Consider the following 26,129-nt stretch of genomic DNA (forward strand, 5'->3'; position numbering starts at 1 on the left):
GTACTGCGCGCGCAGCCGTCGCTCGGCCGCGGACCCCGCGTACCAGCGCAGCCGCGGGCCGTGGAGGGCGTCCTGCGCCTGGTCGAGGGCGGCGGTCAGGGCGGCGCGGCGGGCTCGCGCGTCCGGACCTCCGACCGCGTCGAGCAGGTCGGCGATGGCGTCGTACACGGCGGCGACGGCGGTGCGTTCGCCGTCGTACAGATAACTCAGGGGGGTCCCGCGCGAGTTCCGGGAGCGGCCGCGATTCACTCCGGTGGGTGATGGGAGCACGAGTCGCAGCAGAATCAGCCACCCGGCGCCGCCCACGTACAGCAGTGCCCGCAGCCATCCGGCCTCCGGCAGCGGCATCCCGGCGGCCACGGCGACGGCGACAAGCAGTTGCGATCCGGCGGCGGAGGCGACGGCTCCGACCGCGCTCGACGCGCCCGCGACAAGGCCGAGCACGCCACACGCGACGACGAGCGGCACGGCGCTTCCGGTGAGCGCTGTGCCGATGATCAGCCCCAGGGCGCCGGCGAGCGCGGGGGCACCGATACGCCACACGGCGGCGCGCCGCGTCCCCGGCCGGTCGTTGACCCCGGCCAACATGGCTCCCAGTGCGAGCAGCACGCCGTTGGACGGCCGCCCGGCGAACACGGCGGCGAGCAGCAGCGGCCCCCCAGCCAGCGCCCCGCGCACAACGGCGGCCCACGGCACGGGCGCACGCTGGGCGCGCAGGGCGTGGCTCAGCCAGGGAGGAAGCGAGTGCAGGCGGCGGCCGGTCATGGCGGTGCGCGGGCTCCTGTCGTCGGGCACGTGAACCGGACACGCGGATCGGGCACGTGAGCTGGACACGTGAACCGGACACGTGGCGTGGTCACACGGGTGGTGCCGGACGACATCGGCCTGGCCTGAACGGGTGCGTCCAGGTTACCGGCCGTGCGTGGAGGCGAGGAAACGCCCGCGTTTCCCGAATGTGACAGGTACCTGTGACAGGGGCCCGGCCGGGCAGGGCTCCCCGTTCCCTACGCGAGGTGTACGGCCCCGCGCCCGCCTTCCCCGGCCCCGGCCACTTTCCTCCGTAGCAATTCACGTGCCTGCGTCACGGCGTCGGCGAGCGAGTCGGGATCGGCCCGCATCCTCCCGACGATGTCGTCGACGTCTCGCACTCCGGCACGTTCGAGCAGTGGCTTCTCGTTGGTCACCCATTCCCCGCGCGCGGCGAGTACGGCGTGGGCGGCCTGCATGGCAGCGACGGCGACGGCCCCGGCGACCTCCGTGCGGCCGCCGCGCGGAGCGTTGTTGGCAAGGGCGTACCGCAGGGTCATGTCAGCACGCCCCCACCATTCGCGCGGCGCGGACTCGCGCAGCGCGGGCGGATACGGGTCGGGTCCGGGTGGTGTCTGGCCGCGCAGCACGCGGTTGACGGCGAGTTCGGCGACGACGAGGTACGAGGGGATGCCCGCGAGATGGAACATCAAGGGTTCGCAGTGGAACCGCCCGGCATCGGCCTCGGCAAGTTCGTGCTCGACGACGTCGAGATCGCGGTAGTGCACGTCGACGCGCCGCTCTTCGACGGTCAGCCAGGCCCCGCCGTTGAAGACGCCTCCGCCCCATCCGCCGATCTCGGAGACCTCGCCGTCCCACTCGGTCGCCCGCAGTTCGCACAGGTCCCGGAGATCCTGAGGCGTGAACGCGCCCTCGCTCCCTCGGTAGTACACGGCGGTGTCCCAGTCGCTCGCGGCGGTGTGCGTGCCCTGGGCTCGCGATCCGCCGAGCGCGACGGCGCGGACGCCGGGCAGCGCGGCGAGGCGGTCGGCGAGGCGGTTCAGAAAGGCTGCATCGGCATCACCGGACATCTCAGGCATGCCGTCACGTTATCGAGTCAGCGCTCGGCGCGCGCCTCAGTTGCGACGCGGTGGCGACCCCACAATCCCCGCCTGGATCGTGGTCCCGTAATGCACGCCGCCGTGCAGGTTGTTCACGACGTTGTTCACGATGCGCGGGCCGTCCTGCTGCTCGCTGGACGCCAACTCATCAAGAATTCCCCGTAGTTCATCGGCAAGTGCCGGATCCGCGGCCAACGCCCGTCGCATCCGCGACCGCCACTCCGCCTCTACATCGGCGACCGTCGCCTCGTCGCCGTCGGCTCGGGCGGCGATCAGCTCCTCGCGTGCGGCGTCGAGTTCGGTCGACACGGCCTCCTCCGCGTCCCGCTCCCGCTCTCGCCCCCGCGACAGCACACGCGCGAACCGGCCGCGCAACGCGATCCAGGCATCGGTGGTCATCTGAGTGACCAGGGTGGTGGCGCCGGCGGTGGCGAGGGCTGCGACTTCTGGGTCCATGGTCGACACATTAGCGAGAGTGAAGGGCTGCCTGGCAGCCATTTCGTCGAGAAACTCGCCCCATCAGGCGGGTACCTGCCACATCCGCATCGGGCTTGACTTCTTGGGCAGCCACCGGGCGGCTTGTCCGGGCGTGACCCGGTGGGCGTCCACGTACCACTGGCGGCGTTTCGGGTCCCAGCGGGCACGAAGCTGCTCCTTCGCCTCGTCCTTCTCCTCGTAGGGAACGTCCAATTCGACCAGGCGGGGAGTTCAGCCCCTCGCGCAGCGTCTGGCCACCGGCTTCGGCACCAGCCCCCGTTTCGACAACCCGCGCGCCGTACAGGTTCTCAGCTGCCTGGCTTCACGCAGGAGTCCTTGATCCGTCTCGGATTGACCATCCGCGAGCTGTACGCGGCGCGCGCCGCGCTTCCCGACCGCGCCAAGGCCCTGGCCCGACGGACGCGGACCCGGCGCGCGCTGTGGGAGGGGCTCTCGGCGGAACGGCCGGTGTCGCACCCCTCAGGTTCAACTCCTTTCTCATGCCTCTCATTTGTGCGTTAGAGTTACCGAGTGCCCGTGCGCTCTTCCTGGAAGGGTGTACTCGTAGAAACTCGCAGTGCGTCGCATTTCAGTGCGGATGTGTAGGTCCATGAGCCACATGGCGACCTCTCAGTGAGGTCGGAAGCTCCCGGCGGGAGCCCTCCCAGCCATCCGGCCCACACTGAAGGAGACACACTCACATGGGTCCTCTCGAGTACGCGCCTGAGCGTCGGACCTGGCTCCGCGACGTCATCGTGAACGCCGCGGGTAGCCTGGGTGCGAATGTACTGTGGATCATTCTGCAGGCTGCGGCGCACCACTTCGGCTGAACGCCGAGTGGTGGGCGGGCTACTCCGGGAGCCCGCCCACTCCACCCATACCGCTTGTTCAGCGAGGGAATTCGCCCGCCCAGAGTTCTATTCCGGGGCAGGTTCTGGCCGTTCGCTCCTTGCCGCGGCACTCGGCTCGTGCGCGGAGATCGCCTCCCGTCCTCACGCGCCACGCGCTATTGTGCGAAGGGTCATTGCGGCCCGACGGGCTTCCGCTCCGCTACGGCGGCGTCACGAAGGACATGCCCCCACCCGCACGAGTCACTTCGTGCCCGGGAATCCTTTGTGCTTCTGCAGCTGTCCGCAGCCGAACTCGCACCACTCATCCAGACGCGTCCAGGCGAGGACCGGACCCCCCTCACCCAGGAACTGGTGGCGCTCTACCGCGAAGCCAAAGGGCGCCGGGCCGACGAGAGCAACATCGCCTCCTGGAACAACAGCATCCCTGTCGTGGTGAACGCACTGCTTGAATGCGGTCTGGACGCTGTGGAAGTACAGATCGAGGTCGATCTCCCGCACACCAGCTCCGCCGTCGACCTGGTGTTGTGCGGGGAGCACCCCGGCACGGGAGCCGCCTCGTACCTGGCGATCGAGCTGAAGCAGGTACGGCGCGCCACTGTCGACCCTGAGTGCCCTGTCGCAGTGGACCTCGGTTTCGGAGACAAGAACAAGCTGCATCCGGTCCGCCAGGTCCAGCTCTACTGCGATTACATGATGCGGTACCTGCGACCGTTGCGGGAGAACGAGGACCAGCTCGCGGGCCTCGCCCTGTTGCACAACGCGAGGGACGCCAACGTCGAGGCGCTGTTCGATCTGCCCGAGACGGATCATGGAGCTCTTTACACCCTGGACGATCTGGATCGATTCCGTCGGGCGCTCACCTCGAGGTTCGCGAGACGCTCCGGCGCAAGGGCCGCGCAGGCCCTGGAGGATGCCCGTAAGGACCCCCTTCGCAAGGTCACTGAACTGGCCACCGACCGCCCCTTCCTCGGGGGTGGGCTGACGTTGCTCGACGAGCAGTACATCGCCTTCGACCGCATCATGCGGCATTTGGAGAAGACCGCACTCGGAATCGAAGGCGGGCCAAAACGCGTATACATCCTTCGCGGAGGGCCCGGAAGCGGAAAGAGTGCCGTCGCGCTCGAGCTCCAGCGTCAGCTCGGGCTCAAGAACCAAGTTGCGGTGCTCGCCAGCGGCTCCCGTGCCTACACGCAAACCCTGCGAGAGCTCTACGTCGGAAGAGCCCGCCATGGCGAAGTGGCCCGAAAGAGAAGGGCGGCGAACACCCTTTACCAGTACTTCAACAGCTTCACGAAGACGCCCCCGGACAGCATCGACGTCCTGATCTGCGACGAGGCCCACCGTGTGCGATACACGTCGACGGATCGCTGGACGCCCAGGGAGCTCCGGGACGACGACAAGCCTCAGGTCGAAGAGTTGATTCGCGCCGCGAAGGTGCTCGTCTTCCTCCTCGACGACCATCAATCGATTCGTCCGGACGAGGTCGGCACCGCTGCCTATCTCCGGACGGTCGCTGAGCAGCTCGGCTGCACCGTCGACACCACCGATCTCACGGCCACTTTCCGGCAGGGCGGCAGCAAGCGCTACCAGAGCTGGGTGCAACAGCTTCTGGGGCTCGGTGTGTCCGATCCGATCGGGTGGAAGGCCGACGGTCGCATGCTGTTGACTGTGGCCGACTCACCTGAGCAGGTGGAGCAATTCGTCCAGGAACGCCACCTGCAGAACTTCGACGCACGCATCACGGCTGGCTTCTGCTGGCCATGGAGCAATCCACAGGAAGGGCGACTCGTCGAAGATGTGCGCATCGGGCGGTGGAAACATCCATGGAACGTCAAACCCGGACACCATGTACCGGGCGCGCCGTCGGCCAGTATCTGGTCGACCGACAAACGAGGGGTGAACCAGGTCGGTTGCGTCTACACCGCCCAAACCTTCGAGTACGACTGGAACGCGGTGATCATCGGGCCGGATCTGGTATTCCGCGATGGAAAGTTCGTGGTGGATCGGAGCGCCTCCCGCGACCCCGCCTTCCGCGGTCCGGTAGAGGACGACGTGGTAGAGCGCTGCATTCGCAATGCGTACCACGTGCTGTTGACACGCGGCATCGTCGGCACCTTGCTCTATTCGCCGGACCCCGAGACGCAGAGCGCGCTCCGTCGGCTTGTTCCGGGTGCCATCGGGCTGCAGAACATCCCCGGCGCCGCCCCGACACTCACCGCGGAAGGTGCCCCCCCCTCCCGCCCGCATACCGGAAAGTGCGCAGGTAGCCTTGATCGTGTCATAGCTGCGGCCCGCCGGGCTTCCGCTCCGCCACGCGGAGTCACGAAGGACATGCCCCCACCCGCACGAGTCACTTCGTGCTGCCTGGGAGCATCCGTTGCTGTTCCGCGACTCCGCCTCCGCGGTCGCCGCAGAGTGCCTGTCCGGCTCTCTCTTCCTCCGTCTCACGGAGCAGTTCGTCCACGTGCACGGCCACAAGCCCAGCGGCTCGGAAGTGCGTGCCTGGGAGCGCAGTATCCCCGTGCTCGCGAGCGCGCTGAACGACGCCGGGCTCGGGCAGGTCGAGATGCTCCTGGAGTACGGGCTGCCGCTCAACAGCAAACGAGCTGACGCCGTGCTCGTCGGGGTTCACCCGAAGACCGGTATGCCGTCGTACGTCGTCGTCGAGCTGAAACAGTGGAGCAGCGCCGAACCCGACGACGACAATCCCACACTGTGCCGCCTGGAAACGTACGCGCGGCCCGTGCTGAACCCAGTCGACCAGGTACGCGGGTACTGCCGTTACCTGGCCTCCTTCAACAGTGTGCTCGCCGAGCATCCGGAGCGGCTGAGCGGAGCCGCGTACCTGCACAACGCCACCGAATTCGGCGTCAGCGGACTGTTCGAGGCCGAGCAGGACGACTACGGGCGGCTGTTCATCGGCGCCCGGCGCGGGGAGTTCATCGACTATCTGCGGACGAGGCTGACCAGCGCGCCAGGAGCTTCCGCGGCCGACGAGCTGATCAGCGGGAAGGTCGGTCCCTCCAAGCAGTTGATGGCCGTCGCCGCCCAAGAGGTACGCGAACGCGAACAGTTCGTGCTGCTCGATGAACAGCAGGTCGCCTACCGAATGGTGATGAACGCCGTACGCCGTTCCAAACAGTCCGACCACAAGGAGGTCGTGGTGGTCACGGGCGGCCCCGGCACAGGCAAGAGCGTCATCGCGCTGTCTCTCCTCGGCGAGCTGTACCGACAGGGAGTCACCGCGCTGCACGCGACCGGGTCCAGTTCGTTCACGACCACGATGCGGAAGGTGGCGGGCGCTCGGAAGCCCCAGGTGCGCGAGCTGTTCAAGTATTTCAACAGCTTCATGACGGCCGAACGCAATGGTCTGGAGGTTCTCATCTGCGACGAGGCCCACCGCATGCGCGAGACGTCCGCGAATCGCTACACCCGCGCGGCGGACCGCACCGGCAAACCCCAGATCGAGGAACTCATCGACGCGGCGCGCGTACCCGTCTTCCTCCTGGACGAGCACCAGGTCGTGAGGCCCGGCGAGATGGGAACGGTCGCGGAGATCCAGGCGGCCGCGGCGCACAAGGGGCTCGACTGTCGAGTCGTCCCCTTGGACAGCCAGTTCCGGTGTGGTGGCAGCGACGCGTACCTGCGGTGGGTGGTACGGCTGTTGGGGCTGGAGCCTGGCGGTGCTCTGGAATGGGAGCCGGACGGCAAGATGCAGCTCATGGTCGTCGACAGCCCGCAGGAGATGGAGTCCTTCCTGGACGGACGGCGCTCGTCGGGCTACAGCGCCCGGATGTCGGCAGGATACTGCTGGAAGTGGACGAAGAAGGTGCCACCCGGCCAGGCGCTGCCGGCGGATGTCGTCATCGGGGAATGGGAGCGCCCGTGGAACGTGTTCGGTGACAGGGCGGTCGCGGGCGCACCCCCTGCCGCGCTGTGGGCGACGGATCCGGCCGGGTTCGGCCAGGTCGGCTGCGTGTACACGGCGCAGGGTTTCGAGTACGACTGGAGCGGTGTGATCCTCGGCCCGGATCTCGTGTGGCGCGGTGACCGCTGGGTCACCGACCGGGCCGCGTCCAAGGACCCCGTGTTCAAGAAGTCGACTCCCGATGCCGACGTGGACCGGCTGATCCGCAACACGTACAAGGTGTTGCTCACCCGTGGCATGGTCGGCACGGTGATCTACTCGACGGACGCCGAGACAAGGGCAAAGTTGAGGCAACTTGTCGAGGTGGAGCGGGCAGCGTCCGTGCCGGGCTGACGTCATCTGCGCAAAGAGCTGGAACCGGTTCGCAGGCGTAACGGCGTCGACGGCTTGTGCGCGGCATGCCCTCTGCCGGCCTCGCCTTGCGTACGTTGCTCGCCTTGCCGGGTGGCTCACGGCGGAAAACTGGGCACACTCGGTCTCAGCGGTCTGTGCGCTGCTCGCAGCTGTCTCTGGTTCCTGTTCCGGGCTCCCAACTCGCGTGGCGCACAGCCGACGTGCCACGGGCGAGCTGTTCGCCACCACGACCTCCGGTCTGACCATCCTTGGTGTCGTGTTCACCCTCGTATGTACGTTGATCACGACCACGCTCCCGATGCCGCGGAGAGCCGGATCCTGGCGCTCGGGGTAACGAACCGCGTCTCGGCGGGAGCTCGGGCGTTGGCGCCGCGGGCGGAGGCTGGGTGCTGAGGGTGACGACGAAGCAGGCTCTTGCGCGCCGGAAGGCGGGCAGGGCTGCGTGTCGCGGGTTGCGCGCTCGCGGGTTCGACCCCTGGGACCGTGCCGCGGCAGTGGAGCGGACCGGATCGACGCGGAGTCAATCCGATCTTCAGCAACGTACTGGCGGGCGGCGGCGTCGACAATGACGCGCATCGCTGATGAACGGATCGGGGTGCGCTGGAACGTCATCTACATCGACCTGCGGCATCGACTGAACTGCCACGACGAGTTGTTAGGTTGGCAGGGTTCCAGGGCGACCTCGGGCGCGGCGGGGGCGCGTGGCCGTTCCGGCGCCGCATGGCCCATTTGACCAGGTCCGTCGCGGCCCGTAAGCGCTTGGTGCAAGCCGGGCCTGGGACGGTCGGGGAACAGCGCGTGCAGTTGAGTGCGGGTGAAGCGCAGCCAACGGGCCTCCGAATGGAAGCCGAGCACGGCCTGGGCCTCGACCAGGCTGACCAGTTCGGCGTCGGTCAGCCGAGGCGGTCGGCCACACCGGCGCAGGGCCTTCAGGCGGTCGCCGATGTGCACGTACAGTGCGGTAAGGAGATGCACCGACCCCGTCGTCACAACCCGTTGGTGGACATCGTCACCGCATCCGTGAACCCTGCATTCGGAATTGCTCGTCTAGCCCTTCGCGTTCCGCGCCAGTTCCAGGCCCGTCTCCTCCCACCACGTCCCGGCCGCCGGGCCGCCTCGGCAGATGCCGTCCGATTCGCCCGGATGTTTCACCCACAGGTAGGCGTCCAGGGTCGGGTCGTCCGTGCGCGTGGTCGGGGGTGTGCCGAGGGCTCTGCCGGGTGGGTTGCACCAGGCGTCGGGGCCTGTGTAGGGGCCGTTGCCGTTGCGGCTTGTGTCGATGACGTAGTGGGCGCCGATGTCGAGGGCGGTGAGGAGGCGATGGGCGTAGGCCGATGTCACGGTGTTCGTCGCGTAGTTGGAGACGTTCAGGGCCACGCCGTCGGCCTGGTTCAGCCCGGACGCGCGCAGTGCCGTCGCCAGTGCGGGTACGTCCGTGATCCAGCTCGCGTTGCCGGCGTCGAGGTAGACGTGGGTGTGCGGGCGGGCGGCGATACGGCTGAGCGCGTAGGCCAGAAGGGTGTGGCGTTCGTGCGGGTCGGCGCCTTGGCAGCCGGCCAGTGTGGCGGCGACCGCGTCCGGTTCGACGACGACGTATGCGCCTCGTGTGCCGAGGCCGGCGGTGAAGGAGTCGATGTAGCGGCGGTAGGCGGCGGCGTCGGGGGCGCCGCCCGAGGAGTAGGCGCCGCAGTCGCGGTGCGGGATGTAGTAGGTGACCAGGACCGCGGTGCGGTGGGCGCGCTGGGCGGCTGTCGTGACGGCCTTGACGGTGGGGCCGGGGTCGGGGCCGTAGAGCCAGGTCGCCTGGGGGCGGGTGGCGATGCGGTCGATGAGGCGGGCGTCGGATGTGCGGCCTTGGGCGCGGTACGCCGCCGCCTGGCGTGCCGCGGCTGTGTTCGGGTCGACCCAGAACCGCGCGGCCTTGGCGCGCGTCGCGCTGCTGGGGTCGGTCGCGGGGTGGGCCGCGGCCGATGTCAGGAGTGCGGCCAGCAGAGCGCCCAGGAGCGGGCGTGTGGGCAGGTGCATGCTGGGAGTGTGCGGTGGCGCCCCGCGTACGGGGCGCCGTGACGCGTCGGTGCGGACGGCCGTGCACTCGTTCTACCTATCGCGCGGTGCGCCGGTCCGGGCGGTCCGCCGCAATGGCTGGTGGCGGTGACAATGCCGGCTGTGACTGTGGCTGTCGGTGTGGGTGTGGGTGTGGCGCGTTCGGTACCGCTGTGGCGCTCCCCCACGTCCTCGCCTTGTACACCGGTCGCGCGTATCCGCCGGCTCTGCTGGTTCTCAGGCCGAGGCCGACCAGCGATTCGGCCAGGCGGACCGCCGCGGCGACGCCGTCGACGACGGGGACGCCGAGGCGCTGGGACACGGCCCGTTCCAGTCCGGTCATGCCCGCGCAGCCGAGGACCAGGACCTCCGCACCGGCGTCCAGTACGGTGCGGGCGGCGGCCACGAACGCCTTCTCCACGCGGCCTGGGTCGTCGAGTTCCAGGACGCCAAGGCCCGTGCCGGTCACGCCGACGCAGTGCGCGGCCACGCCCGCCGTGAGCAGGCTGTCCTCGATCTGGCCGCGGGAGCGGCCCAGGGTCGTGACGACGCCGTAGCGGCGGCCGAGCAGGCAGGCCAGGTGGGCGGCGGCCTCCGTGATGTCGACGACCGGGACGTCGAGGAGTTCCCGTGCGCCCTCCCTGCCGTGTTCGCCGAAGCCGGCCATGACGACCGCGTCGTACGGCTCGCCGTCGTACGTGCGCAGGGCGTCCAGGACGGCGGCCGCCGAGAGGTAGCTGTCCAGCCAGCCCTCCGCCGACTCGACTCCCCAGGCCGGGGTGAGGCCGGTGACGGCCGTGCCGGGTGTGGCCGCCGCCCTGGCGCCCGCCACGATCTCCTCCGTCATGGCACGGGTCGTGTTGCAGTTGGTGACGAGGATGTGGGGGCCGCGGAGGTCGCGGCTGCGGGTGCCGTGTGGGTGGGTCACTGTGCCGCGCGCTCCTTCCGGCAGATCGCCGCGTACAGGCCCGCCGCCACGGCCGTGCCGATGAACCACGAGTAGGCGGCCACCGGGTCGAAGTAGGGGACCAGGGCCAGCACCACGGCGAGTGCCGCGGACGGGAGGAACGCCGCGACGGCCTTCGGGTTGACGCCGCGCCGGTAGTAGTAGCGGGAGCCGGGGGTGGCGTCGAAGAGGGCCTGCTCGTCGATGCGGCCGCGCTTCACCCAGAAGTAGTCGAGGATGATGACGCCGAAGAGCGGGCCGAGGAAGGCGCCGAGGCCGCCGAGGAAGTAGTTGACGACGTTCGGGTTCGAGTAGAGGTTCCAGGGGGTGACCAGGAGGGCCGCCACTGTCGAGATGACCCCGCCCACCTTGAAGGTGATCTTCTGCGGCCACACGTTGGCCAGGTCGTACGCGGGCGAGACGAAGTTGGCGACGATGTTGACGCCCATCGTGGCGATGGCGAAGACGAGCGCGCCGAAGACGAGGACCCACGTGTTGCCGATGCGGGCGACCAGGAGCGCCGGGTCGGTGATGGCCTCGCCGAACACCTTGACGCTGCCCGCCGTGACGACGACGGAGAGGATCACGAAGGCGGTGGAGTTGATGGGCAGGCCCCAGAAGTTGCCGCGCCGGACCGTGCGGTAGTCGGGTGCGAAGCGCGAGAAGTCGCAGAAGTTGAGCATCAGCGTGCCGTAGGTGGCGAGGATGAGGCCGATCGCGCCGAACCACTGGCGTATCTGCTCGCCCATGGAGACGGGGTGCGGGGTGGTGGTCAGGGAGATCGACCAGCCGGCCTTGGCCCAGACCCAGACGGCCAGCGCGATCATCACGATCCAGATCGCGGGGCCGCAGAGGTCCTGGAACTTGCGGATGGATTCCATGCCGCGCGTGATGATCAGGGACTGGAGCAGCCAGAGGGTGAGGAAGGAGGCCCAGCCGAGGGCGTGCAGGCCGAGGAAGGAGTGGTGGGTCCACGCCTTCGTGGCGGGGAAGGCGGCGATCACCATGACGTTGACGGCGACGGAGGCCAGGTAGGTCTGGATGCCATACCACATGATGGCGATGACGGCGCGGACCAGGGCGGGGATGTTGGCGCCCCACACGCCGAAGCCGATCCGGCTGACGACGGGGAACGGCACGCCGTGGCGCTGGCCGATGCGGCCCATCGCGTTGCATCCGGCGTAGATCAGTACGAACCCGATGAGCAGGGCCGTGAAGATCTGCCAGGCGTTGAGGCCCAGGACGAGCAGGCCCGCGGCGAACGTGTAGTTGCCGAGGTTGTGGACGTCGGACATCCACATGGCGAAGAGGTCGAAGACCTTCCACTTGCGTTCGGCGGCGGGGGCGAGGTCCTCGTTGACCAGGCGGGGGTCCGGCACGAAGCCGTGGCTGTTTTGCGTCTGCGTGGGTTGTGTCACAGACATGGGTGAGCCTCCCGGGGACGTACGGATCTGAGGGTACGTGGGGTGGGGGTGGGGTGGGTGAGGTGATGTGAGTGGGTCTGTGCGACGTGGGTGGGTGCATGCGACGCGGGTGGGTGCATGCGATGCGGGTGGGTGCATGCGATGCGGGTGGGTGCATGCGATGCGGGTGGGTGCATGCGATGCGGGTGGGTGCATGCGATGCGGGTGGGTGCATGCGGCGTGGGTGGGTGCATGCGGGTGTATACGACGCGGGCGGGTGTATATGGGGTGCCGTCACGGACGCCCGACGCCGGTTTTTGGTATACCAAACTGGCGTCATAGTCCCGCTCCCACTGGCGCGGAGCAATGTCCGTACGGTTACGGCTCGGTAAAACCACCTCCGCCGCGGAACCCGGAGGGCGATCGGCGAAGATAGGGGCATGACGACGGCGGAACCCCTGGGCGCGGTGCGCGAGCGCGTGCTCGGCGCCCTGCGGCAGGACATCATCGGCGGGCGCCTTCGCCCCGGGGACCGGCTGGTCGAGCGTGAGCTGGCCGACCGGTTCGGGGTGTCGCGGGTGCCGGTCCGCGAGGCCATCCGAGCGTTGCTCGCCGAGGGCTTCGTCACGTTCGAGACACCGCGCAGGGCCGTGGTACGGACGCTCACCCGCACCGACGTCGCCGAACTCTTCGAGCTGCGCGAGGCGTTGGAGGTCTACGCGATCGGTCTTGCGGCCGAGCGTGCCGGGAGGGACGACCTGGCCCACCTCGAAGAGCTGCTCGAACTGGCCGCCCGCGCCATGCGCGAGGACGACGCCGAGGCCATCACCGACGTCAACACCCGCTTCCACGACCGCCTCCTCGCGATGGCGGGCAACGGGCTGCTCACCACCGTGATGCAACCGGTCGACGGGCGGCTGCGCTGGATGACCCGGCGCAACGAGGAGTGGGCCCAGCAGCTCGACGAGCACCGCAAGCTGTACGACGCGGTGGCCGCCGGGGACGCCGAACGGGCGCGCGCCGTGTCGCTCGCCCACGTACGCAGCAACTACCGTTCCACCGTCGGGCATCTCTTCGGCGAGGACACCACGAACACCGAGGGCAGAACCGATGCGTAGGCCGCCCGGCTCCACGGTGCCGACACTGATCGGCGCAGCACGCTCCCGCCCCTGCACGCTCGTCGTGTGCCGGGGCTGCTGCTGCGGTGACGCCCGGAAGTACCCGGGCGACGACCACGCCTGGCAGCTGGAGCGGTGGCAGGCCGCCGCACGGGCGTCCGGGGGACGGTTCGCGGTGCGGGTCAGCGACTGCCTCGGGCCGTGCGATCAGGCCAACGTGGTCGTGCTCCAGCCGTCCGCGCAGGGCCGCGCCCGGGGCGGCAGGGCCGCGTGGATCGGCTGGTCGATGGGTGACGACGCCACCGACGAGATCCTCGCCTGGGCCGAGGCGGGCGGCCCAGGCGTCGCGCCTGCCCCGCTCGCCCTGGAGCTGCAGTTCATCGAGCCCCAGGGCGAGCGGGTCAGGCGGCGCCGCGGGCGCTGAACCGGTCGGTCGCCGCGACCAGTTCATGCGCGATACCGCGGGCACCCGCGTTGTGTCCGCTGTCGTCGACCATCACCAGCTCCGCGTCGGGCCAAGCCTGGGCGATGCGCCACGGGATGCCGATAAGGTTGTTGAGGCCGAGGGCGCCCTGGGCCAGGACGGCCGGAATTCCCTTGAGCAGCGGCAGGTCGCGCAGCACCGTCTCGGGGCCGCCGAGGAAATGGTCCTGCGACCAGTAGTGCGTGACGGTGCGGGCGAAGCCGTAGCGGAATTCCGGGTCCTGGTAGCGGGGGCTCGTGCGCGGCGGCTGTGAGGCCATCGCCTCCTCCCAGTCGGTCCAGTCGAGCGCGGCCCGCTCGCGCACCTCTGGGTCGGGGGATTCCAGGAGCCGGTGGTAGGCGGCGGCGAGGTCACCGTCCCGCTCCGCCTCCGGCACGCCCGCCGCGAACCGGGCGTGGGCCTCGGGGAACACTCGGCGCAGGCCGCGCATCATGGTCGCGACCTCGGCGCGGCTGCCGGCGGCCAGGCCCGTGAGGACCAGTTCGGAGACGGAGTCGCGGTGCGTCTGCGCGTACCGCAGCCCGAGCACGCAACCGAACGAGGCACCCCACACGAGCCACCGCTGGATGCCGAGGTGTTCGCGCAGCCGCTCCAGGTCGGCGATCAGGTGCGGGGTGGTGTTGACGCTCATGTCCGTGTCGTACGAACTGGCGGGCGGCAGGGAGCGGCCCGCGCCGCGCTGGTCGAGCAGGACGATCCGGTACCGGTCGGGGTCGAAGAGGCGGCGCGGGTAGGGCGAGCAGCCGGAGCCGGGACCGCCGTGCAGGACGACGGCCGGCTTGCCGTCCGGGTTGCCGCAGGTCTCCCAGTAGATCCGGTTGCCGTCGCCGACGTCGAGCAGACCGTGATCGTAGGGCTCGATGGACGGATACAGAGGGGACGGATTCAGAGGGGCCGACGTGTCCGAAGCCATCCGGCGAGACTACGTGTACACCGCTCCCAGCGCCACGAACATGCAGACGAGCACGAACAGGATCGCCAACAGCGGCCACACGAACCTGAGATACCTGTCGTAGCCGACCTTGGCGAGGGCCACGCCGCCGATGGTGACGGCGGTGGTCGGCACCCACAGGTTCATCCAGCCGCTGGCCGCCTGCCACGCCGTGACGACCACCGCGCGCGAGACGCCCGCGAAGTCGGAGAGCGGCGCGAGGATCGGCATGGCGAGCGTCGCGTGGCCCGATGTGGAGGGGATCAGGAAGGCCAGCGGCAGGTTCACGATGAAGACGATGATCGCGAAGACGCCCGACGAGGTGCCCTTCACGACGCCCTCGATACCGTGCAGCACGGTGTCGGTGATCTTCGAGTTGTTCATGATGACGGTGACGCCGCGGGCGAGCAGGATCACGAGCGCCGGGGAGACGAAGTCGGCGGCTCCCTGGACGATCGTCGAGCTGAGCTTCTGCTCCCCCATCCGTGCCGCGATGCCCACGATCACCGCCGCGACCAGGAAGAGCGCGGCCAGCTGCGGGAAGGACCAGCCGAGTTCGAACCCGTACGGGACGGCGTCGGCCTTGCCGGTCAGCGCGCTCGACCAGGGCACGACCGAGTAGATCATGAAGGCGAAGACGACGGCGGTGACGGCGAGCACCGTCTTGTGCGTGCTGGTGAGTTCGGGGATCTCGGCGGCCTCGGACGCCGCTCTCTCGCGGTCGCGGTCGCCGGGCAGGAACCCGGAGAGCGAGCGTTGCGGGTCCTTCTGTACGCGCTTGGCGTAGCGGGCGACGTACGCGACCGTGACGCCGGTCAGCACGATCCACATCGCGAAGCGCAGCGTGATGCCGTCGCCGAGGGAGATGTCGGCGGCCGAGGAGGCGACGCCGGTGGCGAACGGGTTGACGGTCGAGCACATCACGCCGACGCCCGCGCCGAGGATGGTCGTGCCGACGGCCGTCATGCGGTCGTATCCGAGGGCGAGCATGAGCGGCACGAGCAGCCCGTAGAACCCGAGGGTCTCCTCGGCGAAGCCCTCCACGGTGCCGAGTACCGAGAAGACGACCATGACGCCCGCGATGAGGAGGGTGCCGCGCTCGCGCAGCTTGTGGGCGAGGCGGCCGATGCCGCGGTCGAGGGCGCCGGTGGCGAAGACGACCGTGATGAACGCGCCGATGGCGAGAACGAAGAGGAAGACGCCCGCGCTGCCGTACAGGGCACCAGAGTTGTCCGGGCCGACGAGGGAGGTCCTGGGGTCCTGGATGCCGTAGAGGCCGTTGACCGGGGCGAGAAAGAGGTCGTTGAGGCGGTCGACGAACGACTGGCCGGACGGGACGCGGTGGTAGGTGCCCTGGACGGGAGCGCCGTTGCCGTTCCTGTCGTACTGGCCCGCCGGGATGAGGAAGGCGAGCAGCCACACCGCGATCGTGACGACGACGAGGACGGTGAGGGCGCTGGGGAAGGTGAACTTCTTCGCGGGCGTGGAGGGTTGCTCGGGCTGGCTTGGCTGACCGGGCTGGCCTGCCTGACCGGACTGGCCGGGGGCTGTGGTGTTCGCGCCGCCGACGCCCGCGCGTCCGCTGCCGTCGGTGCTGTCCCGACCGCCGGTGCTGTCCTGGCTGTCCGTCGTGCTCATGCGGACTCTCCCCGGCGGAAGTCGGCCGCGTACTCGCGGGCGAACGCGCACATCGCGAGGACGGTGGCGCGCAGTTCGGAGAAGAGGACGCGCTCGTTGGGGGCGTGCAGGTTGCACATGCTGTCCTGGGCGCCGAAGAGCAGCACCTCGGCTCCGGGCGCGGCCTGCGCGAGGCCGTTGACCAGCGGGATGGAGCCGCCGGTGGCGACGTATGAGGCCTCGGTACCCCATGCCTCCTTGAGCGCGGCGCGGGCGGCGCGGTAGGCGGGGCCGCCGGTCGCCGCCTCGTAGCCGGGGCCCGTGTCGCCGGGCGTGACCGTGAGGGGGATGCCGAACGGTTTCAGGGCGGAGAGGTGGGCGACGAGCGCGGCCTGGGCTTCTCGCGGGTCCTGGCGTGGGTGGAAGCGCAGATTCAGTTTGGCGCGGGCATAGGGGACGACGGCCGACGCCGCGTGCTCGACGGTGGGCGCGTCGAGGCCGATCACCGTGATGGCGGGACCGGACCACAGACGTTCGCCGAGGGTGCCGCTGCCGATGAGGGGGACGCCGGGCTCGACGCCCGCGAGGTCGCGGAACTCCTCCTCGGTGTAGGTGGTGCCGGTCCACTCGTCGCGGCGCAGACCCTCCACGGCCACGTCCCCGTGGACGTCGTGGAGGGTGGACAGGGCCTTGAGGAGGACGAGCAGCGCGTCGGGGGCGGCGCCGCCGAACTCGCCGCTGTGGCGCGGTTCCTTCAGGGTGCGCACCTCGACGACGACCTCGGCGGCGCCGCGCAGCCCGGTGGTGAGCGTGGGGGTGCCGGGGCGGAGGTTGCCGAGGTCGGCGATGACCATGGCGTCGCAGGCGAACCGCTCGGGGTCGGTGGGCGGGTAGGTGTCGAACGGGCTGCCGTACTCCTCCTGCCCCTCGAAGACGATCTTGATGCCGACCGGGGGGCGGCCGTTGAAGGCGCGGAGCATGCCCAGATGCGCGATGACGTTGGACTTGTCGTCGGCGATGCCACGCGCGCGCAGGCCGCCCTCGACGGGCGTGGGCTCGAACGGCGGCGACAGCCACAGGCTCTCGTCGCCGGGCGGCTGCACGTCGTAGTGCGAGTAGAGCAGTACGGTCGGCGCGTCGGGGGTCGGCGGCGGGATCTCGCCGAAGACGACGGGGGCCGTGTCGGGCAGGTCGATGCGTTCGATGTGCTCGACGCCCGCGTCACGGAGCAGTCCGACCAGCAGGTCGTGGGCCTCGCGCACCGGTTGGCCGGGGAAGCCGGGGAAGGCCACCGACGGGATGGCGGCCAGCCGCTCCAGGTCGGACCGCAGCCCGTCCATCAGTTCGTCGACGGTCGCCCGCAGGTCGTTGTCCGGGTCGGTCGCTGCCATGGCGTTAGCACCCCATCATCACTGTCGTCCGCTGGCGAATACCACGCGTTACTCACCTTTTGTCCGGATTATCCGTGTTGAGGGGAGACTGGTGTCCGGGGCTCGCCGACGGCGGCACGGTGACAGGTCCGCGCATTAAGGTCGACTCATGGCATCGGAGACTTCAGGCACGGCGAAGGACGCCGGAACGACCGCGAGCCAGGGCGCGGCGGCTCCGGGTGGCGGTGGGTCGGTACGCGTGGACAGCTGGATCTGGTCCGTGCGCCTGGTCAAGACGCGCTCGGCGGGCGCGGCGGCCTGCAAGGGCGGGCATGTCAAGGTCAACGGCACGAGTGTGAAGCCCGCGTACGCGCTGCACGTCGGCGACGAGGTCCGGTTGCGCCAGCCCGGGGGGCGCGAACGTCTGGTCGTGGTGAAGCGGCTGATCCGCAAGCGGGTCGGCGCGCCGGTCGCCGTCGAGTGCTACGTCGACAACAGCCCGCCGCCGCCCCCGCGCGACGTCGTCGCCCCAGTCGGCGTCCGCGACCGCGGCACGGGCCGCCCCACCAAACGCGACCGCCGCGACCTGGAACGCCTCCGGGGCCTCTTCGGCCAGGGCCCGGCACCGGAGAACCCGGCAGGAGGCCCGAGGCCGAGGTAGGACCGGCCAGGAGGCCCGAGGCCGAGGTAGGACCGGCCAGGAGGCCCGAGGCCGAGGTAGGACCGGCCACACCGAGGCAGGACCGGCCACTTGGGCGGTCAGGTCCGGCCACCTCGGCGGTCAGGTCCGGATTCGGCCCGTCACGATCATTTCGCCGTCCGGGGTGCGCCGGGCCAGCGTGCCGGTGCGCAGGTGGCCCGTGGTGGTGAAGGAGCGGGCGTTGCGGTCGGGCGCGCGGTAGTAGCCGCGTGGTGTGTACGGGCCGCGGGTCAGGAGCTCGCCGGACTCCCCGTCCGGCACGTCCCCGCCGTCCGCGTCGACCAGCCGTGTCTCGTCGTCGGGCGAGAGCGGGCGCCCCTGCGTGCCGAACACGGTGTCGTCGGGGTCGCCGAGCCGCGTGAGCGTGATCGGGCCGTCCGCCGAGGCGACGACCTGCTGCAGTCGGCCGCCCGGCCCCAGGGCCGCGGCCAGCCGCTCCACCGTGGGCGGGGGCAGGGGCGCGTCGGCGGACCGGGCGGGGCCCGCCTGCACGAGCCGCAGGCTGCCCAAGTCGGCCCGCGGCGCGGGCCGTACGTCATCGAGCCAGAGCCGGGCCGCTTCCGCGTCCAGCGAGGTGAGCGTCACCCCCTCCCGCGCGACGGCCGGGAAGCACTCGCCCGGTCGCGGCGATGCGGCCAGGACGACCGTGCCGCCCGCCGAGAGCGTACCGACGATCCCTGGGCAGCCGAAGGCGAGGTTGCTCGCGGCCGGCAGCGCGACGAGACAGACGTCGTCCTCGGTGAGCGACACCGCCTCCGCGGCCGCCCGCGCCTGGTACGCGTAGTCGTTGTGGGTGCGCGGGACGAGGACGGGATGCCCCTCCCGGTCCTCGGCGAGCAGGAGGAGCGCCACCTGCCCGGCATCGGGCGCGAGCGGCCGCTCGGGCGGGGCCTCCACCGAGCCCAGCGGGAAGTAGTGGCAGCCGGTCGCGTCGATCCTGAGCCCCCCGTACGGGTCCTCGGCGCCCGGCGCTTCGTAGGAGAACACCCGGCGCAGGAAAGGCCCTTGGGCCGCCACCTCCGCCGCGAGCGCCATGTGGTCGGCGCCCCGGTGGGCGGCCGGGGCGACATAGCCCGCCGCCTCGGTGATCCGCACCAACTCGGCGACCTCCGGACCGCGACGGTCCATCGGACACAGGACCGGCACCACGCCCGCGCGCATCAGCGCGAACACGGTGATGACGAACTCCGGCACGTTGGGCAGCTGGACCACGGCGCGCTGTCCCGGCCGCAGGCCGCGCAGCCGGAACCCGGCGGCCATGCGGTCCACGCGACGGTTCAGGTTCGCGTACGTGAGGCGGGTGCCGGTGGCGGCGTCGACGAGCGCTGTCCGCGGCCCTGACCGCCGGGCCCACTCGCGCAGCAGATTGTCCAGGGTGCATCCACGCCAGCACCCGGACGACCAGTAACGGTCGACGAACACCTCGGGCCAGGGTGTGCAGCCGTCGAGCAGGGATGCCATCCGTTTCCTTTCGGCGCGCGAGCACGACGTCCGGTTGGCGATCCAATCCTTCAACACCCCCCTGCGCAATGCGCGGTCCCGACGACGGTCGGCCCACGGTTCTCGGGGGAACGTCCAAGGCGGCGCCGCTGACCTGGTGCCGCACGGGTTCACCTCACGGGTTCACCGCAGGGCTTCCCGCCCGGGTACAGCCCGCACCCGTGTCCCGTCGCCCGTCACCCGTCGCCCGTCGCCCGTCACCCGTCACCCGTCACCCGTCACCCGTCACCCGTCACCCGTCACCCGTCAGGGTCCGGTCGGACTTCAGGTGCGCACGCTCCAGCTCCCTCTCGAACTCCTCCGGCGTGAACGGCCGGGTCCGGTACGTCTGGGTCCACACCGCGTGCGGGAACACGTACTCGACCGTCACCAAGGGCGTCCCCTCACCCACCGACCGTGACGGCAGCCTCCGTCTGCGCGCCCCGCCGGCGCCGGTCGCCTCCCGCGGCAGGTTCTCGTGCCCCCCTTGCCGCTCGCGCTGGATGAGCACGCAGCCGTCCGCCGAACATGGGCGCGGCACGCGTCGAGCATGCCGCGCCGCACTCGCGCGTCGCCGGTGTGCACGAGGAGCGACGCGAGCACCACCGCGTCGCACCTGTCGCCGAGGTCGAGCCCCGCCTCATTCACCCGAAAGTGGCACCCTGGAAGCATGCGGCACCTGGTGCGCACCGGCGACGAGCCGATCACGGCCCGCAGTCCCCTACGGCTGCGGCTCGGCCTCGCGCTGTTCGGGCTGGTCTGGACGGTCTTCGGCACCGTCGCGTTCCTGTTGGCGCACCGCATCGGGTGGGCCATCGCCTGTGGCGTGCTCTGGTTGATCACGACCGTCGACGTCTTCATGATCACCCGGCACATCCGGCAGGGGGCGCACTACCAGCCGGGCCGCGATGTCCCGCCCTACCACCGGTCTCGTTGAACGCGTCGGCCGCCGGCCTCCGCTTCCCGAGCGGCTCGGTCGTCGTGCCGTCTCAGTCGTCGTGTCCTCTCAGTCGTCGGGCCGTCTCAGTCGTCGAAGCGGGCCGCGGCCACGTACTCCGGCTGCGGGTCGAGCGCCGCGGCGAGGCGGAAGTGACGCCGGGCCTGCCCCGGCCGTGCGCGCCGCTCATAGGTGCGGCCCAGCGCGAAGTGCGCGAACGCGTTGTCCGGCTCGCGCTCGAGGACGATGGAGAACTCCAGCTCGGCGGCGCGCAGTTGTGCCGCGGCGAAGAACGCGCGTGCCCGCAGCAGCCGCGCGGCCGTGTTCTCCGGGTGTGCCGCGATCACGTCGTCGAGGAGTTTCACCGCGCCGCGTGGATCGCGGGCGGAGAGCAGTTGCTCGGCGGCACGGTAGTCGATGACGTGCGTCTGAGGGGTGGTCTCCGGCACGGCCGAGCTCCCTTCGGGTCCGGTCACGGTCAACCAGGTCAACGCCATGGGCCGTGGGCGCTATTCCTGCCCACGGACGGTGGGCGGGACGCGCGCCCCGCCGCGCCTGTCAGCCCATGGAGACCGTGAGCAACATGCCGAGCAGCACCAGGACGGCGCCCGCGAACATGAAGCCCCGGTCGGCACCGGGCCGTTCGGCGCCGAGGAGGACGGTGTCGCGCGGGTCGTCGGTGTCGTAGGCGACGCTGACGCTGCTGCCCGCGCGCAGGGGACGGCGTCTGGTCGACGGCACCGGTGAGACGACCTCGACGACCCGGCCCTCCAGGGTCCGGAACTGGAGCAGCGGCCGCTCGGTACCCTGCGGCGGCGGCTTGACCAGGGCCTCGACAACGTTGCCCACCGTCCGGACGCGCCGGGTCCGCTGAAGCCCGTACGCGCCCGCCAGCACGGCGATCAGGCCGCCCATGGCGGTGGACGCGGCGAGAACGATCACGTGGAGGTGGCGCGCGCCCGGCGTGCCAGGTCGGCCCAGACCTTGTCGACCTGCTCCGTGAGACGGTCGAGGGGCACGTCGTTGTCGATGACGATGTCGGCGATCTCGCGGCGCTTGGCGCGGGTGGCCTGCGCGGCCATCCGGGCGCGTGCGTCCTGTTCGCTCATGCCGCGCAGCCGGGTCAGCCGGTCGAGCTGCGTCCGGGGACTCGCGTCGACGACGATCACCACGTCGTAGAGGGACGCGAGGCCGTTCTCGGCGAGCAGCGGCACGTCGTGGACGACGACGGAGTCGGGCCCCGCCGCCGCTTCGAGTTCCGCGGAACGGGCGCCGACGAGCGGGTGCACGATCTTGTTGAGCGTGGCCAGCCTGTCGGCGTCCGCGAAGACGATCGAGCCGAGCTTGGGCCGGTCGAGGCTGCCGTCGGGGGCGAGTACGTCCTCACCGAACGCCTCGACGACGGCAGCGAGGCCAGGTGTCCCGGGCTCCACGACCTCGCGCGCGATGCGGTCGGCGTCGATCAGGAGCGCGCCACGCTCCACCAGGAGCCGCGACACCTCGCTCTTTCCTGCTCCTATCCCCCCGGTCAGCCCTACAGACAGCAATTCCGCGCCTCCCACCGGCCCCGTCCGGCGCCCCTGCGGCGCGGACACTGCCGCAGACTAGTCGCCTTCGCGTTCCGCCAGGAACCGTTCGAGTTCGCGGCCGATCTCGTCGGCGGACGGGATGTCCACGGGCTCCGCCAGCATGTTGCCGCGTGATTCCCCACCCGAGGCCGCGTCGTACTGGTGCTCGAGGCCCTGGACGAGTGCGACCAGTTCCTCGTCGCCTTCCCGCACCTGGCGGTCGATCTCGGTCTGTGTCCGGTGCGCGTCGGTGCGCAGCGCGTGGGCGATACCGGGCAGGACGAGGCCGGTGGCGGCGGTGACCGCCTCCAGGGCGGTGAGCGCGGCGTCGGGGTAGGCGGAGCGGGCCACGTAGTGGGGGACGTGCGCGGCGACGCCCAGTACGTCGTGTCCGGCCTCCATGAGGCGGTACTCGACGAGGGACTCGGCGCTGCCGGGCACCTGGGCCTCGTCGAACGGGCTGCGGTGTCCCGGTACCAGGTCCGTGCGGTTGCCGTGCGGGGTCAGGCCCACGGGGCGGGTGTGCGGGACGCCCATGGGGATGCCGTGGAAGTTCACGGCGAGGCGCACGCCGAGGCGCTCGACGATCTGCTTGACGGCCGCGGCGAAACGCTCCCACTCGACGTCCGGCTCGGGCCCGCACAGCAGCAGGAACGGCGCACCGGTGGCGTCCTGGACGAGGCGCACCTCGATCGAGGGCACCTCGTACTCGGTCCAGCGGTCGCGCCGGAAGGTGAGCAGCGGGCGGCGTGCCCGGTAGTCGACCAGGCGGTCGTGGTCGAAGCGCGCCACCACCTGGTGCGGCAGCGAGCCGAGCAGCCGCTCGACGATCTGGTCGCCGGTCTCGCCCGCGTCGATGTATCCGTCGAAGTGGTAGAGCATGACAAGGCCGGAGGACTCCTGGGCGAGCGCCATGTCCACCACGGCGAGGCCCTTCGGCTCCCATGTGTACAAACCCTGCGGATCAAGCACAGTGAACGCTCCTCCTCGTGTTCATCATCAGAACGCGCGGGCTGCGGTCAGCATTCCCCGGGCCGTGGAAAAACGGCGGTGGGCCCGCACCTCACAGGTGCGGGCCCACCGTCAACTACCTGGTCAGACAGAGCGTGTTCAGCTCTGGCCGCCGGCCAGCTTCTCGCGGAGCGCGGCGAGCGCCTCGTCCGACGCGAGGGCGCCGGAGTTGTCGTCCGACTCCGAGGAGTAGGAGCCGCCGCCGCCGGACGCGGCCGGGGCCGCACCCTGGGTGGCGGCGCCCTCGGCCTCGGCCTGCGCGTCGGCCTCGCGGGACTTGATGACCTGCGCCTGGTGCTGCTCGAAGCGCTGCTGGGCCTCGGCGTACTGGGTCTCCCAGGCCTCGCGCTGGGCCTCGTAGCCCTCCAGCCAGTCGTTGGTCTCCGGGTCGAAGCCCTCGGGGTAGATGTAGTTGCCCTGGTCGTCGTAGGACGCGGCCATGCCGTACAGGGTCGGGTCGAACTCGACGGCCGTCGGGTCGGCGCCGAACGCCTCGTTGGCCTGCTTCAGGGACAGCGAGATCCGGCGACGCTCGAGGTCGATGTCGATGACCTTGACGAAGATCTCGTCGTTGACCTGGACGACCTGCTCCGGGATCTCCACGTGGCGCTCGGCCAGCTCGGAGATGTGGACCAGACCCTCGATGCCCTCGTCCACGCGGACGAACGCACCGAACGGAACCAGCTTCGTGACCTTGCCGGGCACGACCTGGCCGATCTGGTGGGTGCGGGCGAACTGCTGCCACGGGTCTTCCTGGGTCGCCTTCAGCGACAGGGAGACACGCTCGCGGTCCATGTCGACGTCGAGGACCTCGACGGTGACCTCCTGGCCGACCTCGACGACCTCGGACGGGTGGTCGATGTGCTTCCAGGACAGCTCGGAGACGTGGACCAGACCGTCGACGCCACCCAGGTCCACGAAGGCACCGAAGTTGACGATCGAGGAGACCACGCCGGAGCGGACCTGACCCTTCTGGAGGGTCGTGAGGAACGTCTGGCGGACCTCGGACTGGGTCTGCTCCAGCCAGGCACGGCGGGACAGGACCACGTTGTTGCGGTTCTTGTCCAGCTCGATGATCTTCGCCTCGAGCTCCTTGCCGACGTACGGCTGGAGGTCGCGGACGCGGCGCATCTCGACCAGGGAGGCCGGAAGGAAGCCACGGAGGCCGATGTCGAGGATGAGACCACCCTTGACGACCTCGATGACGGTACCGGTGACGATGCCGTCCTCTTCCTTGATCTTCTCGATGGTGCCCCAGGCACGCTCGTACTGGGCGCGCTTCTTCGAGAGGATCAGGCGGCCTTCCTTGTCCTCCTTCTGGAGGACCAGGGCCTCGATCTCGTCGCCGACGGCAACGACCTCGTTCGGGTCGACGTCGTGCTTGATCGAGAGCTCGCGGCTCGGGATGACACCTTCGGTCTTGTAACCGATGTCGAGCAGGACCTCGTCCCGGTCGACCTTCACGATGACGCCGTCGACGATGTCGCCGTCGTTGAAGTACTTGATCGTCTCGTCGATCGCTGCGAGGAAGGCTTCCTCGTTACCGATGTCGTTGACCGCAACCTGCGGGGTGGTGGCGGTGGTCTCGGTGCTGCTCGTCATGTGGGAAAGGGCTCCGGTACGGACATTGAAGTCGTAGGTACTGCTACGCCGAGAGCCCTTTTCGCTCTGCAGAAGCCGGACAGCCTAGGAAGCGCCGATCCCGCCGGAACGGGGGCGCCTCGACAACCGAGGGGACATACAACAGACGCGAGCGCAGCCTGCTATGTCTGAGGTACGCAGGCCCGCAGCGCAACTTGTAGCATACGGGGGCGGCCAGGCAGGGTCAATGCGCGAAGCCGCACACCCGGGGCAGAACGCCGCATACCCGGCACAAATCCTGTCGCGCGAGGCCAGATGGGCCTCAGAACCCGCACGAATCCCTCTTCCGTGACGGCCAGGACGGCTGGGACGGAAGAGTACGACGAGGGAGCCGATCATCCAAGAGCCCGGACCGACGCACGTCCCCGCCCCCGCGCACGAGGACGCCGACCCGGCCGTCGACGACGAGTCCACCGCCACCCGGCGTGACGCCGGAACCACGGAGAGCGCGCGGGCCAACCGCGGCTGGTGGGACCGGAACGCGGACGAGTACCAGGTCGAGCACGGCACGTTCCTCGGCGACGACCGTTTCGTCTGGGGGCCCGAGGGGCTCGACGAGGTGGAGGCCGAACTGCTCGGGCCCGCCGAGGAGCTGGTGGGCAAGGACGTCCTGGAGATCGGCGCCGGCGCGGCCCAGTGCTCGCGCTGGCTCGCCGGGCAGGGCGCCCGGCCGGTCGCCCTCGACCTCTCCCACCGACAGCTTCAGCACTCGCTGCGCATCGACGAGGGCCGGGTGCCGCTCGTCCAGGCCGACGCGGGCGCCCTGCCCTTCCTCGACGGCTCCTTCGACCTGGCCTGCTCGGCGTACGGGGCACTGCCCTTCGTCGCGGACCCCGCGCGCGTGCTGCGCGAAGTGCGCCGGGTGCTGCGGCCCGGCGGACGGTTCGTGTTCTCGGTGACGCACCCCGTCCGCTGGGCGTTCCCCGACGAGCCGGGCCCCGAGGGGCTGACCGTGACCGCCTCCTACTTCGACCGCACTCCTTATGTAGAGCAGGACGACGAGGGGCGCGCCGTCTACGTCGAACACCACCGGACCCTCGGCGACCGGGTACGGGACGTGGTCACCTCCGGGCTCCGCCTCGTCGACGTCGTGGAGCCGGAGTGGCCCGCGTGGAACACGCAGGAGTGGGGCGGCTGGTCCCCGCTGCGCGGAAACCTGATCCCCGGCACGGCGATCTTCGTCTGCGAGCGAGACTAGGGGCGTGATCCGCCGCGACCTCCTCGACCAGCTGCCCGTACGCCGCGCGCTGCCCGCCCTGCGCCGCGCGCTGGACGCCGACGGGACCGCCGTGCTCGTGGCTCCTCCCGGCACCGGCAAGACGACGCTGGTGCCGCTGGTACTGGCCGGTCTGCTGGACCAGGACGCTCCGGCGCGGCGCGTCGTGGTCGCCGAGCCGCGCCGG

Annotated in this window: 25 protein-coding genes and 3 pseudogenes; 10 read left to right on the forward strand and 18 right to left on the reverse strand. The window is 70.3% G+C overall.

Features of this window, described 5'->3' with window-relative positions:
* The 4 genes and pseudogenes from OFY01_RS31575 to OFY01_RS31590 form a co-directional block, all read right to left on the reverse strand.
* A pseudogene (locus OFY01_RS31575) lies at positions 1–765 on the reverse strand (FUSC family protein); the annotation flags it as partial.
* Between the two features lie 239 nt (positions 766–1,004).
* Positions 1,005–1,838, reverse strand: a complete 834-nt coding sequence (locus OFY01_RS31580; protein ID WP_407700467.1) for a nucleotidyltransferase domain-containing protein — start codon at positions 1,836–1,838, stop codon at positions 1,005–1,007.
* Between the two features lie 45 nt (positions 1,839–1,883).
* Positions 1,884–2,324, reverse strand: a complete 441-nt coding sequence (locus OFY01_RS31585; protein ID WP_266605791.1) for a hypothetical protein — start codon at positions 2,322–2,324, stop codon at positions 1,884–1,886.
* Positions 2,325–2,387: 63 nt separating this feature from the next.
* Positions 2,388–2,558: a DUF5710 domain-containing protein gene (locus tag OFY01_RS31590; protein WP_266605792.1), complete on the reverse strand. Its 171-nt coding sequence runs from the start codon at positions 2,556–2,558 to the stop codon at positions 2,388–2,390.
* Positions 2,559–2,565: 7 nt separating this feature from the next.
* Between OFY01_RS31590 and OFY01_RS31595 the strand changes: the two are divergent.
* The 4 genes and pseudogenes from OFY01_RS31595 to OFY01_RS31605 form a co-directional block, all read left to right on the forward strand.
* Positions 2,566–2,833, forward strand: a pseudogene (locus tag OFY01_RS31595) (BREX system ATP-binding domain-containing protein); the annotation flags it as partial.
* A gap of 213 nt (positions 2,834–3,046) precedes the next feature.
* Positions 3,047–3,175 carry a DUF6408 family protein gene (locus OFY01_RS32730; protein WP_407700466.1) on the forward strand — a complete coding sequence of 43 codons (129 nt, stop codon included), beginning with the start codon at positions 3,047–3,049 and terminating at the stop codon, positions 3,173–3,175.
* Positions 3,176–3,460: 285 nt separating this feature from the next.
* The gene (locus OFY01_RS31600; RefSeq protein WP_266605793.1) at positions 3,461–5,806 is read left to right on the forward strand and encodes a DUF2075 domain-containing protein; all 2,346 of its coding nucleotides are present in this window, start codon (positions 3,461–3,463) and stop codon (positions 5,804–5,806) included.
* Complete coding sequence (locus OFY01_RS31605) at positions 5,718–7,457, forward strand: DUF2075 domain-containing protein (RefSeq protein ID WP_266605794.1); 1,740 nt, start codon at positions 5,718–5,720, stop codon at positions 7,455–7,457. The genes OFY01_RS31600 and OFY01_RS31605 overlap by 89 nt, the downstream gene beginning before the upstream one ends.
* 737 nt (positions 7,458–8,194) lie before the next feature.
* On the opposite strand, the pseudogene OFY01_RS32835 reads toward OFY01_RS31605, so the two are convergent.
* The 4 genes and pseudogenes from OFY01_RS32835 to OFY01_RS31620 form a co-directional block, all read right to left on the reverse strand.
* Positions 8,195–8,468: pseudogene (locus tag OFY01_RS32835) on the reverse strand (IS982 family transposase); the annotation flags it as partial.
* Between the two features lie 57 nt (positions 8,469–8,525).
* The gene (locus OFY01_RS31610; protein WP_266605795.1) at positions 8,526–9,503 is read right to left on the reverse strand and encodes a glycoside hydrolase family 6 protein; all 978 of its coding nucleotides are present in this window, start codon (positions 9,501–9,503) and stop codon (positions 8,526–8,528) included.
* A gap of 76 nt (positions 9,504–9,579) precedes the next feature.
* Positions 9,580–10,401, reverse strand: a complete 822-nt coding sequence (locus OFY01_RS31615; RefSeq protein WP_266605818.1) for an aspartate/glutamate racemase family protein — start codon at positions 10,399–10,401, stop codon at positions 9,580–9,582.
* A gap of 44 nt (positions 10,402–10,445) precedes the next feature.
* Entirely contained in the window at positions 10,446–11,891 is a 1,446-nt protein-coding gene (locus OFY01_RS31620; RefSeq protein ID WP_266605796.1) for an NCS1 family nucleobase:cation symporter-1, read from the reverse strand.
* A gap of 419 nt (positions 11,892–12,310) precedes the next feature.
* Between OFY01_RS31620 and OFY01_RS31625 the strand changes: the two genes are divergently transcribed.
* Together OFY01_RS31625 and OFY01_RS31630 are read left to right on the forward strand one after the other, a co-directional pair.
* A complete protein-coding gene (locus OFY01_RS31625; RefSeq protein ID WP_266605797.1) occupies positions 12,311–12,988 on the forward strand; it encodes a GntR family transcriptional regulator in 678 nt (225 codons plus the stop codon).
* Positions 12,981–13,412 carry a (2Fe-2S) ferredoxin domain-containing protein gene (locus OFY01_RS31630; protein WP_266605798.1) on the forward strand — a complete coding sequence of 144 codons (432 nt, stop codon included), beginning with the start codon at positions 12,981–12,983 and terminating at the stop codon, positions 13,410–13,412. The genes OFY01_RS31625 and OFY01_RS31630 overlap by 8 nt, the downstream gene beginning before the upstream one ends.
* Here OFY01_RS31630 and pip read toward each other — a convergent pair.
* From pip to OFY01_RS31645, 3 genes are read right to left on the reverse strand one after another with little or no spacing between them, the layout of a single operon-like run.
* The gene (gene pip / locus OFY01_RS31635) at positions 13,390–14,385 is read right to left on the reverse strand and encodes a prolyl aminopeptidase (protein ID WP_266605799.1); all 996 of its coding nucleotides are present in this window, start codon (positions 14,383–14,385) and stop codon (positions 13,390–13,392) included. The two genes, OFY01_RS31630 and pip, sit on opposite strands and share 23 nt — an antisense overlap.
* Before the next feature lie 9 nt (positions 14,386–14,394).
* Positions 14,395–16,041 (reverse strand): YfcC family protein, encoded by a 1,647-nt coding sequence (locus OFY01_RS31640; protein WP_266605800.1) that lies wholly within the window; start codon positions 16,039–16,041, stop codon positions 14,395–14,397.
* The gene (locus tag OFY01_RS31645) at positions 16,038–17,411 is read right to left on the reverse strand and encodes a M20/M25/M40 family metallo-hydrolase (RefSeq protein WP_266605801.1); all 1,374 of its coding nucleotides are present in this window, start codon (positions 17,409–17,411) and stop codon (positions 16,038–16,040) included. The genes OFY01_RS31640 and OFY01_RS31645 overlap by 4 nt, the downstream gene beginning before the upstream one ends.
* A 148-nt stretch (positions 17,412–17,559) precedes the next feature.
* On the opposite strand from OFY01_RS31645, the gene OFY01_RS31650 reads away from it, so the two are divergent.
* Entirely contained in the window at positions 17,560–18,051 is a 492-nt protein-coding gene (locus tag OFY01_RS31650; protein WP_266605802.1) for an RNA-binding S4 domain-containing protein, read from the forward strand.
* Between the two features lie 120 nt (positions 18,052–18,171).
* Here OFY01_RS31650 and OFY01_RS31655 read toward each other — a convergent pair whose 3' ends face one another.
* Positions 18,172–19,551: an AMP-binding protein gene (locus OFY01_RS31655; protein WP_266605804.1), complete on the reverse strand. Its 1,380-nt coding sequence runs from the start codon at positions 19,549–19,551 to the stop codon at positions 18,172–18,174.
* Positions 19,552–19,822: 271 nt separating this feature from the next.
* On the reverse strand, positions 19,823–20,110 hold the full coding sequence (locus tag OFY01_RS31660; RefSeq protein ID WP_266605806.1) for a hypothetical protein: 288 nt from the start codon (positions 20,108–20,110) through the stop codon (positions 19,823–19,825).
* A gap of 129 nt (positions 20,111–20,239) precedes the next feature.
* On the opposite strand from OFY01_RS31660, the gene OFY01_RS31665 reads away from it, so the two are divergent.
* Complete coding sequence (locus OFY01_RS31665; RefSeq protein WP_266605808.1) at positions 20,240–20,506, forward strand: DUF6343 family protein; 267 nt, start codon at positions 20,240–20,242, stop codon at positions 20,504–20,506.
* An 86-nt stretch (positions 20,507–20,592) separates the two neighbouring features.
* On the opposite strand, the gene OFY01_RS31670 is transcribed toward OFY01_RS31665, so the two are convergent.
* From OFY01_RS31670 to rpsA, 5 genes are all read right to left on the reverse strand, one after another.
* Positions 20,593–21,003, reverse strand: a complete 411-nt coding sequence (locus OFY01_RS31670; RefSeq protein WP_266605810.1) for a tetratricopeptide repeat protein — start codon at positions 21,001–21,003, stop codon at positions 20,593–20,595.
* A gap of 61 nt (positions 21,004–21,064) precedes the next feature.
* Positions 21,065–21,448 (reverse strand): DUF3592 domain-containing protein, encoded by a 384-nt coding sequence (locus OFY01_RS31675; protein WP_266605812.1) that lies wholly within the window; start codon positions 21,446–21,448, stop codon positions 21,065–21,067.
* Positions 21,445–22,053, reverse strand: coding sequence for a dephospho-CoA kinase (coaE, locus tag OFY01_RS31680; RefSeq protein ID WP_266605814.1), 609 nt, complete (start codon positions 22,051–22,053; stop codon positions 21,445–21,447). The genes OFY01_RS31675 and coaE overlap by 4 nt, the downstream gene beginning before the upstream one ends.
* A 57-nt stretch (positions 22,054–22,110) precedes the next feature.
* A complete protein-coding gene (locus OFY01_RS31685; protein WP_266605815.1) occupies positions 22,111–23,046 on the reverse strand; it encodes a PAC2 family protein in 936 nt (311 codons plus the stop codon).
* A gap of 138 nt (positions 23,047–23,184) precedes the next feature.
* On the reverse strand, positions 23,185–24,687 hold the full coding sequence (rpsA, locus tag OFY01_RS31690; RefSeq protein ID WP_266605816.1) for a 30S ribosomal protein S1: 1,503 nt from the start codon (positions 24,685–24,687) through the stop codon (positions 23,185–23,187).
* A gap of 343 nt (positions 24,688–25,030) precedes the next feature.
* Here rpsA and OFY01_RS31695 point away from each other — a divergent pair, with 343 nt between their 5' ends.
* Both OFY01_RS31695 and OFY01_RS31700 read left to right on the forward strand, forming a co-directional pair.
* Positions 25,031–25,924 carry a class I SAM-dependent methyltransferase gene (locus OFY01_RS31695; RefSeq protein ID WP_407700468.1) on the forward strand — a complete coding sequence of 298 codons (894 nt, stop codon included), beginning with the start codon at positions 25,031–25,033 and terminating at the stop codon, positions 25,922–25,924.
* Between the two features lie 4 nt (positions 25,925–25,928).
* On the forward strand, positions 25,929–26,129 hold a 201-nt coding region (locus tag OFY01_RS31700; RefSeq protein WP_266605817.1), incomplete at its 3' end, for a hypothetical protein.

The organism is Streptomyces beihaiensis (assembly GCF_026274175.1).
Taxonomy (GTDB): domain Bacteria; phylum Actinomycetota; class Actinomycetes; order Streptomycetales; family Streptomycetaceae; genus Streptomyces; species Streptomyces beihaiensis.